1 protein-coding gene is annotated in these 1,484 nt (G+C 29.4%); it reads left to right on the forward strand.

Features of this window, described 5'->3' with window-relative positions:
- Positions 1-266: 266 nt before the first annotated feature.
- The gene (locus ACNQGO_RS15360; protein ID WP_417948053.1) at positions 267-1,217 is read left to right on the forward strand and encodes a serine hydrolase domain-containing protein; all 951 of its coding nucleotides are present in this window, start codon (positions 267-269) and stop codon (positions 1,215-1,217) included.
- The last annotated feature ends 267 nt before the right edge of the window (positions 1,218-1,484 follow it).

The raw sequence follows: 1,484 nt of genomic DNA on the forward strand, positions 1-1,484 counted from the left end.
TAATCATAAAGCGAGTTTTAATAGAACGAAGTTTAAATGTAGTTTAAATAACATATATTTACTCCATGAGTAACAAAATACAGTTTGTTTGGAGGTTTTTAGACGAACTGACGTTAGGCGACAGTTAACCGCAGAACCGAAAAAGAACGACAAGAAATAAAAATATGCAATATAAAAAACAACTATTCTCAATTTTCACTATTCTCTTACTTCTAACAAATAATGTATTTGCTCAAACTAAACAAATAAAACAAATTGACTCTTTAATGAAATGGTCAAATCAGATTGGAATTTTTAATGGAAATGTACTTGTTTCAAAAAATAATAAAATAATATATAACGCATCATTTGGATTTACAGATGCCACTAAAACTAATAAATTAACCACTGACTACAGATTTAATATTGGCTCAATTACAAAGGAATTCAGTGCGGTTGCTTTAATGCAATTAAAAGAACAAGGTAAACTGCAACTGAACGATAATGTTTCTAAATTTATTCCCGAATTACCAAAATGGGCAAATGAAGTTGAAATTAAAGATTTATTACAATACACAAGTGGAATACCTAATGTAAATTGGAAAAGTATTAAAAATGACAAAGATCTTTTTGATGGTTTAATACTCATTGATACGCTTGATTTTAAGTCTGGTACAAATTACGATTATAATAACAACAATATATTTTTAAGACAATTTATTGTTGAACGATTAACCAAAATGCCTTTTAAAGCATATGCAGAAAAATTCATTTTCAAGCCTTGTAAAATGGATTCGGCTGAATTGACTCCTTTAAAAGGCGAAGAGAATATAGCCAAAGGATTTAATAATAATTTAGTTGCAGACAAACCAGATTTACCAATAACAGGAGGAACTTACCTCGCAACTATTGATTTATTAAAATGGGCAAATTGTCTTCACAATGATAAAGCAATTAATAAAAAATCACTTTATGAAATAGGTCAACGATTTAATTTGCCAGAAACTCAATCAGCATTGGGGCAAGCAAAATTTAAAAACGAAAATTTAATAGAACATTTACACGATGGAAGAGCTGGAAATTATGAAGCTATATTAGTTTCAGATATTGATGAAAAGTTTACAATTATTCTGTTAGACAATAATTATAATGGAAAAGTTTTTGAAATTTCAGATGCGATTATAGCCATTTTGAAAAACCAAAAATATAACCTTCCGAACAAAATAATTAAAAAATAACCGATCGCCTAACACACGCTACAAGCAATTTGGGGATTTGGCTTAATGGGAAAATTGGTATGTTTCAGAAATATTTGGCAAATCCGAAAAATGGGCTTAATTTAGTCCCAAACTGCTTTTAGCGCGGGGACGTCAAACTGTCTAATAACTTCCTTTTCCCCTGTTAGATAATTTGTACAAAAAACCGTTCAAATAATTTGCATAACTCGTTGGTTTTATGTATATTTAAGAATGAAATTCATCAACGGAACTAACAGAAACCAACTC

This window comes from Flavobacterium frigidum, assembly GCF_048286735.1.
Taxonomy (GTDB): Bacteria; Bacteroidota; Bacteroidia; order Flavobacteriales; family Flavobacteriaceae; genus Flavobacterium.